A 10,652-nucleotide genomic window follows, 5' to 3' on the forward strand; every position below is an offset into this window, starting at 1 on the left:
GGAGGTGCAGGTTAGCGGAGGCCGAGCAGTTCCAGGGGGCGTTCGCAGGGGCGGCGCGCGGTCTTGCGGAGTCCGGCGGCGATGTTGGTGTGGCCAGCGGTGCGGAGCTGGTTGATGGCGAAGCTTCGCAACGTTGTTCTCCGGGCCGTGTCCGGTGCGCAGTCGTATGCCGTGCACCGTAAGTTTGCGGCTTGACCAGACAGGCCACCTACGTGCCGGACACCGGGAGCGGCGGGGCACGGTACCGAAGCGGGGCGGTAACTGTTTTGGAGGCGGTCTGAGCTGAGCGTTTGACCCCGCTGACCTTGGTTGTCTGATGCTTCGGTACTCCTCCAAGCCGCCGTCCTCGGACGGGCCCGAGGTGGGGCCAAGGCCGAAGTCGCCGCGGCGGCGTACAGGGCGCGGGCCGGGTCGACCCGGGCGGTCGGCTGGAGCAGGTCGCGGATCCGGACGAGGTGATCGACCATCGGCCGGCGGTCTGCGGCGGCTGCGGTGCGGGCCTGTCCGACAGCGCCACGGCGGGTTCACCGCCCGGCAGGTCTTCGAGCTGCCCTCGGTCAGAGCCCACGTCACCCATCTCCAGCATCCGCAAGCACGGCCTCAACCCCCTCACCGCCCTCGAAGACGCCTTCGCCGGACGGCCATGGATGCTGCCCAAAATCGCCTGACCCCCTAAACAGTTACGTAACGACTGAGGGCCTTCAGGCCTTTCGGAAGACGTCCTTTACGGCGATCTTGCCGTCCTTGAGGGTGAACAGGTCGATGCCGCGATCGACTATTTCACCGGTACCCTTGCGGACCGACCATTCGACGATGGCCTGCTCGCCGCCCGCCAGGAACACCGGCTCCTCGAAGACGCCGTCTATGCCCTGGGAGCGGATCTGCTTGGCGAGGTCGTTCAGCCGTACGAGGTGGTCGCGGATCTGCGCCTTGGTGTAGGTGGTGCCAGGCTCGTCGCCCTGGGCGTCGATCCACACCGCGTCCGGGCCAAAGCAGTCCCAGGCGCCGTCGATGTCCTCCTTGGCTCCGAGTTCGAAGAAGTCGTGTATCGCCGTCTTCCCCATTTGTCCCTCCTCCTGTCTTGTCGGTGTGTTTCTCTTGGTGCGTTCTGTCGAGCCGGTCAGCCGAAGCGGACGGGGAGGTGTTCGAGCGCTCTGAACTGAAGGCTGTTGCGCCAGCGGAGATCCTCCGCGGGAATCGCCAGTTCCCAGGTCGGGAATCGGCTCAGGAGGGCGCCCAGGGCGATCTCGCCTTCAAGCCGCGCCAGCGGGGCGCCGATGCAGTGGTGAATGCCGTGGCCGAAGGAGAGGTGGGCGTTGTCGGGCCGGTCAAGGTCGGCGAGGTCCGGCGCCTGAAAACGGTTGGCGTCGCGGTTCGCGGCGGCCAGCGAGATGAACACGACCTCGTCGGGTGGGATCGAGACGTCACCGAGGTCGACCGTCTCCAGGGTGTAGCGGACGGTCGCGAGGTTGAGCGGACTTTCGTAGCGCAGGAACTCCTCCAAGGCGGCCGGAATGACAGTTGGGTCCGAGCGCAGCCGCTGCTGGAGGTCTGGAGCGGCGAGAAGCGCGTGTACCGCGTTTCCGATCATGCTGGCGGTCGTCTCGTAGCCGGCGTTCATCACCAGGAAGATCGTGGATAGCAGCTCGATCTCGTCGAGGGCGGGATCGCCCTCGGACGGTGTGACGAGGGCACTGACCAGGTCCTCCGCCGGCTCCGCTCGCTTCTCCTCGATGAGCTGCCGCAGGTAGGCGATGGACGCCAGATGCGCCTCCTGCTTGGCCCGCATATCGGCGTCGATGCTGGTAAGCAACGCGTTCCAGGCTCTGAAGTCCTGTTGCCGCTCGGGGGCGACGCCAAGCAGGCGGCTGATGACCGACAGGGGCAGGGGCATCGCCAGCGCGTCGACGACGTCGGTCGGTTCTCCCGGAGCAATTGCGTCGAGGAGGCTGTTTGTGATTTCCGCGATCCACGGGCGCAGGTGCTGCACCCGGCGCATCGTGAACGCCTGGCCCATGATGCGCCGCAGCCGGGTATGGTCCGGCGGGTCGCTGAACAACATGCTCTTGAAGTTCGCGAGCTCGACGTCGGTGTCGGCGTGCACCTTGCTGCGCATGATGATGCGCGGCAGGCCGTCGGCGTTCTTCGACAACCGACGGTCGGCCAGCAGGCTACGGGCCTCGTCGTAACGGGTGACCACCCAGGCGCGCAGCTCGGTCGTCAGCGTCTTCACGACGACCTTCTGCGCGGGCGCGTTCGTTCGCATGTCTCGATAGATCGGGTACGGATTCTGGGTGAACTCCCGGCTCAGCAAGTCAGGGGTGACCGTCATTCCGGTGTGCATGGGCGCTCCTCACTCAAGCCGGTCAATCGGCTCAGCCACCGTGCGCGGCTGGTCGTCCAGCCAACGCCGCACGTGGTGAGCCGTCGACGCGGCGGAACGGTCGATAAGGGTCAGATGGTCCGCCGACACCTCGACGGCGCTGTGGGCCAACGGCCAGTCCGCCCGCCATCCCGGGTCCAACAAGCCGCCGGACGCCGACTCCGTCGACGGGTCGCTGACAGCTGCGGTCGCGGTGACGCACAGCGTGGGGACATCCGTCGGAGCGGGTCGCCAGCCCTCGAAGAGCAGCAGGTAGCGGACCATCGCGGTGAGCTCGGCATCGTCGGCCTGAATCTCGGCAGCCTGGCCCCGCTGGTACATCTGACCGAAGATCACGGACTGGATGTGGGCAAGGCTGGCACTTCCCGGCAGGTGACAGTCCAGTAGCACCAGCCCGGCTGGCCGGTGGCCGGTCTCGACCAGACGTTCCGCGACCGCGTGCGCGATCCACCCCCCGGAGGAGTAGCCGACCAGGACGAACGGCATGCCGGCGGCAGCGCGCAGGACCGCGTCGGCGCGTTCGGTGATGATGTCGGCACGGGTGGCCGGCAGCGGGCTCGACGAGGTGAAGCCGGGATACGGCAGGACAACCAGTGGCCGGATCCCCCGAAACGGCGCCGCAAACCGCGCGTACTGGTAGGCGTTCGATGGCGCGACAACCGACGGTAAGCAGATCAGCGCAGGTGGCGCGCCGTCACGGCAGAAAACGACGGGATCGATGGGTGCGGTGTCGCCAGCGGCGGGTCGCAGGTTCGCGGCGTCGGCCAGCAACGCGAAGCCCTCGTCGAGCCGCCCGTCCGAACAGGCGCTCGCGAACCGGGGCAGAAGCTCGAACGTGCGCGGTGGTCGTACCGCCTGGCTGTGACGAGACGGGGCTGCCGGCGGCGGGGCCACCCCGGCGCGCGGCGTGGGCAGCGTGGGCAGCGTGGGCAGCGTGGGCAGCGTGGGCAGCGTGGGCAGCGGCGGAGCGTCGCGCTTGACCGCCGATGCGAGCTCGGTGAGCAGCGCGGTGGCCGCCGCTCGCGGAGTCGCGTGGTCCAGGATGAACGTCGCGGGCACCGTAATCCCCGTGGCCTTGCCGAGGCGGTGGGCGAGCTCGACCGCGGTCAGCGAATCGAATCCCAGCTCGGCGAACGGACGGTCGGGATCGGTCTCATCGGCGGCGTAGCCGAGGACGGCCGCCGTCGCCGCGCGCACGTCGGCGAGCACGATCTCGTCCCACTCCGACCGCGCGGCCTCGATCAGGCGAGTGCGGACCGCGCCAGGCGGCCCACCGTGCTCGGCGCCTGCGGGCCGGGTGCCGTTCGCTTCGCCACCCAGACCAGCCGGCGAGCCATCCGTGATCCAGTACCGACGGCGCTCAAACGGATACGTCGGGAGATCGACGGTCTGGGCGCCGCGCGCGTCGAAGAACGGCTGCCAGTCGACGGCCACACCGCGGGCGTGCAGGGCCGCCAGTGCGAGAAGCGCGGATCGCGTCGGTGGGCGCCCTGGGCGTATCAGCGGCACCGAATCGACGTCCGCCGAAAGAAGGCACTCACGAGTCATCGGCGCGAGCACCGCGCCTGGACCGATCTCGACGAACGCGCCGATGCCGTGATCGCGCAGGGTGGTGACGGCGTCGTGGAAGCGGACCGGCTGGCGGACGTGACGCGCCCAGTAGTCGGGATCGCCGCTCTGCTGGGCAGTGATCATCCGCCCAGTCAGCGTGGACACGAGCGGGACGGTGGGCGAGGCGAAGGAGACGGTCCGCAGAACGCGGCGGAACTGGTCCAGTATCGGTTCCATCAGCGCCGAGTGGAAGGCGTGGCTGACGGCAAGCTGCCTTGTCCGGGCACCACGGCCCGCGAACTCGGCGGCAATGGCCGTGACCAGCGCCACGGGCCCCGACAGCACCACCGAGGTCGGCCCGTTCACCGCGGCGATGCTGACCCGACCGTCCGCTGGCAGCGCCGCGCGGGCCTGGTTCTCGTCGACCGAGACAGCGACCATCGCACCGCCAGTGGGAAGCGCGCCCATGAGCTGGCCACGCGCGGCGACCACCCGGGCCGCATCGTCGAGTGACCAGACGCCGGCCACGCACGCGGCGGCGTACTCGCCGAGCGAGTGGCCGGCGACGGCGTCCGGGCGGACACCGAACCACTCCAGGAGCCGCGCCATGGCGATCTCGAGGGCGAACAGCGCCGGCTGCGCATACGTCGTCTCCGCCCACGCGTCAGCGAACGCGGTGTCGGCGTCGGCGTCGGCGTCGGCGTCGGCGTCGGCGTCGGCGTCGGCGTCGGCCAGGAGCATGGCGCGCAGGTCGGTGTCGACCAGGCCGTCGAAGGCCACACACACCTCGTCCATCGCCGAGGCGAACGCCGGGAAGGCAGTGGCAAGATCGCGGGCCACCCCCGGACCCGCGAGTCCCTGGCCACTGAACAAGGCCGCGAGGCCACCGGACGTCGTCGTCGCCATCACGACGCCGTCGAGGGGGCCGTCGAGGGGATGGTCGTCCACCACGGCGCTCAGACCGGCGCGCAGGTCGTCGCGGGCGGCACCGAGGACGACGGCCCGATGCTTCAGCCGGGATCGGTTGAGCAGCGACCGGCCGATGTCGACGACGTCGGCGTCACCCGCGTCCAGAAGATCGCGCAGGCGGGAGGCCTGAACCCGTAACGCCGAGGCAGTTCGGGCCGAGATCGCCCAGGGCACGGGCGCCTCGTGGACGGCACCGGCCGTGGGGAGTCGCGGCGTGGGCGGTTCGCCGGCGCGCGGAGCCTCCTCGAGGATGACGTGGGCATTGGTGCCACTGACGCCGAACGACGACACCGCGGCTCGGCGTGGCCGTGTTCCCGGCTCCCAGAGCTGGGCTTTCGTCGCGATGTCCACGGCGCCGGACGACCAGTCGACGGCCGGGGTGGGCACGTCGGCGTGCAGCGTGGGCGGAACAAGGTTGTTGCGCAGGGCGAGGACCATCTTCATGACGCCGCCCACACCGGCCGCCGCCTGCGCATGTCCGATGTTCGACTTCAACGACCCCAGCAGCACCCGGCCGCGTTCCCGCCGGCCGTAGGTCGCCAGCACCGCCTGGGCCTCGATCGGATCGCCCAGCCGAGTGCCCGTCCCGTGGCCCTCCACCACGTCCACGTCGTCGACCGAAAGGCCCGCGACCGCCAGCGCCTCCCGGATCACCCGCTGCTGGGCCAGGCCGTTGGGCGCCGCCAACCCGTTCGACGCGCCGTCAGAGTTCACCGCCGAGCCGCGCACGACGGCGAGCACCCGGCGCCCGGCGCGGCACGCGTCCGCCAGCCGTTGGAGCACGACGACGCCCACGCCCTCGGCGAATCCCGTCCCGTCGGCGTCCTCGGAAAACGAACGGCACCGGCCGTCGGGTGACAGCCCGCGTTGCCGGCTGAACACCTGGAGCATGCCGGGAGTGGCCATCACGGTGGCGCCACCCGCGAGCGCGAGCGTGCATTCGCCGGCACGCAACGCCTGCGCGGCCAGATGGAGTGCGACCAACGACGAGGAGCAAGCGGTGTCGACCGTCGCCGCCGGCCCGGCGAGGTCGAGGGCGTAGGAGATCCGGCCGGACATGACACTGCCGACCGTCGAGGTCAGGAAGTACCCTTCAAGACCGTCGGGGTTGCGGACGAGGAGATCCCCGTAGGCCTGGGTGGTGCCGCCGATGAACACGCCGGTGCGGCTGCCCTGTAGGCCGGTCGGATCGATGTCGGCCCGTTCCAGTGCCTCCCACGAGGTTTCGAGCAGCAGCCGCTGCTGCGGATCCATCGCCAGCGCCTCGCGGGGCGGAATGCCGAAGAACCCGGCGTCGAAGTCGCCGGCCCCGGACAGGAATCCCCCTCCCCGGGAGTAACAGTGCCCCCACCGGTCGGGGTCCGGATCATAAAGGTCGTCGAGGTCCCAACCCCGGTCGGCGGGCAGCTCGGACACGGCGTCCCGGCCGTCGACCAGCAGCTGCCACAGGTCCGCCGGCGTGGCGACCCCGCCAGGGAAGCGGCACGCCATACCGACGATCGCGATCGGGTCGACCCGTTCGCGCTCCCGTGCCCGCTCCCGAACGCTAGTGGCTTCGAGCTCACGGATGCGTCGGCGCGCCCGCACCAGATCGGCGGTCACCTGGTTGAGGTAGCCCCGCAGCTTCGCTTCGTTCGACATCGCCCGCCCTGTCGTCCGAGGGATTTCGGTCTCCGCTGTGCTCGTCGCTTGCGGCAACGGCCGCGCCCGGCACCAGGGCGTGTTAGGACTGGTCGAGTTCCGTGTCGATAAAGGAGAAGATTTCGTCGTCCGACGCGGCGGTGAGGAGGTCCCCGATCCCGTCGTCGACGTCCAGCACGGTGGTGGCGGCCGCGGCGCCGCCGTCCGAACCAGCGGGACCGTCGTTGACGGCGTCGGCGAGGACGCGCAACCGAGTCAGCAGTCGTGACCTGTCTGCCGGTTCCGCCGACGCGGCGGCCACGAAGGTCGCCTCCAGTCGGTCGAGTTCGGCGAGCGCGTCCTCGACCGGGTCGGCGTGCTCCGCCCGGGGCTCGCCTGCCACGTCGTCGGCCGCCTCGCCAAGGAGGTCACCTACCAGGTAGGCGGCCAGCGCTCGTGGCGTGGGATGGTCGAACACCGCCGTCACCGGCATACGCGACCCGGTGGCGGCTCGCAGACGGCTGCGCAGCTCCACCGTGGTCAGGGAGTCGAAACCGCTGTCGCGGAATGCCCGGTCCGGTTCAACGGCCTCGGCGGAGGCGTGCCCGAGAACGGCCGCGACCTCCCGGCGCACCAGGTCGAGCACGATGCCGGTCCGGGCCAGAGCCGGTAGGTCCGCAAGCCGCTGGGCGAACGCCGTTTCCTCAGCCGATCGGCCGGCGGCCTCGCGCGTGAGCAGAGCCTCGACCTCGGGCAGGTCGGCCAGCAGCGCGGCGTGGCGGGCAACCGTGAAGGCGGGGAAGAACAGCTCCCAGTCCATGTCCGCGACGACCAGGGTGTTCTCGCCGTCCGCGAGCGCTGCTTCCATCGCGGCGAGGGCCAGGTCCGGGTCCATCGGGAGCACGCCGCCGCGGCGCAGACGCTGGCCACGCTCGGCGTCGACCATGCCGCCTCCCCATGATCCCCAGGCGATCGCGGTCGCCGGGCGGCCGGCCTGGGCGCGGTGCGCCGCGAGCCCGTCCAGGTAGGCGTTGGCGGCGGAATAGGCGGCCTGCCCGCCGCCGCCCCAGATCCCGGCGATCGAGGAGAACAGGACGAAGGTGCTGATCGGGTGGTCATCGAGCAAGTCGTGGAGGTTTTGCGCGCCGGTGACCTTCGCGCCGAGAACGGCCGTCAGCTCGTCCTTGGTGAGCTCGCGCAGCGGCGCCTCGTCGGCGACACCGGCGGTGTGGAAGACGGCGGTGATCGGGTCACCGGCCTCGGCGAGGTCACGGGCGAGCCGCGCGACCGCGTCGCGGTCGGCGACGTCGGCAGCGACGACGGTGACCCGTGCTCCCCTGTCGCGCAACTGCGCCGTCAGCTCCGCGGCCGAGGGCGCGTCCGCGCCGCGCCGGCTGAGCAGCACCACGTGGTCAGCGCCCCGGTCGACGACCCAGCGGGCGACCCGCGCGCCCAGAGCGCCGGTTCCGCCGGTGATGAGAACCGTCCCCGCCGCCGACCAGACGCGAGTCTGGCGGCTGCCCCGCGGCCACCGGACGAGACGCCGGGTGAACACCCCGGACTCGCGGATCGCGACCTGGTCCTGTCCGTGCGGGGCGGTTACGACGGCCGCGATCCGCTCGATCACCCGGTCCGTCAGCTGAGCGGAGGGCCGGGCGGGGATGTCGACGAGCCCACCCCAGCGCTCCGAGCGCTCAAGCGCGGCCACGCGGCCAAGGCCCCACACGAGCGCCGACGCCGGATCAACCGTCGGATCGGTCGGGCCGGTCGAAACCGCCTGCCTGGTCAGGCACCACAGCGGCGCGTCGATCCCGACGTCGTCCAGGGCCTGCATCAGCGTCAACGTGTCGGTGAGCCCGGCCGGAACCGGCGCCGCCGCCTCGCCGTCCGCCAGCGCGAGCAGACAGATCAGTCCGGCGACGGGCTCGGATGCCCCCGCCAGGCTCAGCAGTTGCGCCATGGGGCCGCGGTCGCGATCGGTGGCGGCGACGGCGACGTGACCGACAGTCACGCCTCGGGCTGCGAACAAGCCGCTGATCATGTCCGCCCACTGCCTCTGCCCAGGCGAGTCCGCCGCCCGGACGACGAGCCAGTGGCCGGCGAAGGCGCCCAACGGCGGGTCGTCGACGCGACGCCACGTGACCTGGTAACGCCAGCGGTCCAGCGTCGTCGCATCGCGGCGGCGCTCGCGCCACGCGGACAGGGCCGGCAGCAGGTCGGCCAGCCGGTCCCGCTCGATGACCGGGTCGGTGCCCGGTCCGGCCAGAACGCTGGCGAGAGCCTCGGCGTCGCCGTCGGCGACCGCCCGCCAGAACTCCGCTTCGGCCGGGTCGCCGCGGTCGGCGGCCGTGTCCTTCGCACGCGAATCGGCCCAGTAGCGTTGCCGGTCGAAGGCGTAGGTGGGCAGGTCGACGGACCGGCCGCCGGACCCGGCATGGACCGCCGGCCAGTCCACGGGCACACCCTGGATGAACACCTCAGCCAGGCTGGTGAGGAACCGATCCATTCCCCCGTCGTCCCGGCGAAGGGACCCGACGGTGACCACTTCCACACCGGCCGCATCCGCGGTCTCCTCGACCGGGGCTGTCAGCACCGGATGCGTGCTGGCTTCCACGAACACCCGAAACCCGTCCGCTATCAGCCCTCGAACAGTCTCTTCCAAACGGACGGTCTCACGCAGATTGCGATACCAATAGCCGGCGTCCATCAACCGACCGTCCAGCCGCTCCCCCGTCACCGTGGAATACACAGGTAACCGACCCGGCGCCGCCACCACCGACCCCAACTCCTCAGCCAACCGCTGCTCCACCACCTCCACCGCCGGCGAATGCGACGCGTAATCCACCGGAATCCGCCGAACCTGCGCTCCCTGCGCGGCAAACTCCGCGCACACCCGATCCAACACCGACCCGTCACCCGAAACCACCGTCGACGACGGCCCGTTCACCGCCGCCACCGACACCCCCATCTCCCGCAACCGCTCCACAACCACCGCGACCGGCAGCCCGATCGATGCCATACCACCTGACCCGGTCACCCCCCGCAACGCCGCCGACCGACACACCACCACCCGCACCGCATCCGCCAGCGACAACACCCCCGCCACACACGCCGCCGCGATCTCCCCCTGGGAATGCCCCACAACCGCCGCCGGCGCCACCCCACACGCCTCCCACACCGCCGCCAGCGACACCATCACCGCAAACAACACCGGCTGCACCACATCCACCCGCTCCACATCCGCGCAGCCATCCACCCCCCGCACCACATCCAGCAACGACCAGCCAGTCAGTTCATCCATCACCTCAGCACACTGCGCCAACCGCCCCGCAAAGACCGGCGACGACTCCAACAACCCCCCGGCCATACCCCGCCACTGCCCACCCTGACCCGGAAACACAAACACCGCACCCGGACCAGCCACCACTCCACCACCATCCCCGCCCGCAACCACATTCACCGCCGGATTCCCCTCGGCCAGGGCAGCCAACCCCGACCGCAACTCCGCCAGATCACCACCCAGCACAACCGCCCGATGACCAAAAACCGACCGCGAAGTCGCCAGCGACCACGCCACATCCGCCGCCGACACCCCGACATTCCCGTCCAACCAGCCCAACAACCGCCCCGCCTGCCCCCGCAACACCTGCTCCGACCGACCCGACACCACCCACGGCACCGTGACTCCGGGACCATTCCAGTCCCACACCGGCCGCCCGTCACAACCCCTACCCCGCCCGGCGGCCGGCAGCTCCCCGTCCGGAGCCTCCTCAGGCGCCTCCTCCAGAATCACGTGGGCGTTGGTGCCGCTGATACCGAACGCGGACACCGCGGCCCGACGCGGCCGACCATTGCGTGGCCAGGGTTGGTGGACAGTCGCCAGTTCGACGGCGCCCGACGACCAGTCGACCTCCGGAGTGGGGATATCCACATGGAGCGTGGCCGGAACCAGATTGTTCCGCAAAGCCAGCACCATCTTCATCACACCACCCACACCGGCGGCGCCCTGCATGTGGCCGATGTTCGACTTCAACGACCCCAACCACACCCGGCCACTCTCGCGACGCCCGTAGGTCGCCAGCACCGCCTGCGCCTCAATCGGATCCCCCAACCGGGTCCCGGTACCATG

4 protein-coding genes are annotated in these 10,652 nt (G+C 70.6%); all 4 read right to left on the minus strand.

The features are described 5' to 3' along the window. Nucleotides 1-701 precede the first annotated feature (701 nt). Entirely contained in the window at nucleotides 702-1,064 is a 363-nt protein-coding gene (locus U9983_RS14265; protein ID WP_322754495.1) for a nuclear transport factor 2 family protein, read from the minus strand. Nucleotides 1,065-1,120: 56 nt separating this feature from the next. Further along, nucleotides 1,121-2,344: a cytochrome P450 gene (locus U9983_RS14270; protein WP_322754496.1), complete on the minus strand. Its 1,224-nt coding sequence runs from the start codon at nucleotides 2,342-2,344 to the stop codon at nucleotides 1,121-1,123. 9 nt (nucleotides 2,345-2,353) lie between these two features. Further along, nucleotides 2,354-6,544, minus strand: coding sequence for a type I polyketide synthase (locus U9983_RS14275; RefSeq protein WP_322754497.1), 4,191 nt, complete (start codon nucleotides 6,542-6,544; stop codon nucleotides 2,354-2,356). Nucleotides 6,545-6,626: 82 nt separating this feature from the next. Next, nucleotides 6,627-10,652 (minus strand): SDR family NAD(P)-dependent oxidoreductase (locus tag U9983_RS14280; protein WP_322754498.1); only part of this gene is annotated, 4,026 nt, incomplete at its 5' end.

This window comes from Protofrankia sp. Cas3 (genome assembly GCF_963555955.1).
Classification (GTDB): domain Bacteria; phylum Actinomycetota; class Actinomycetes; order Frankiales; family Frankiaceae; genus Protofrankia.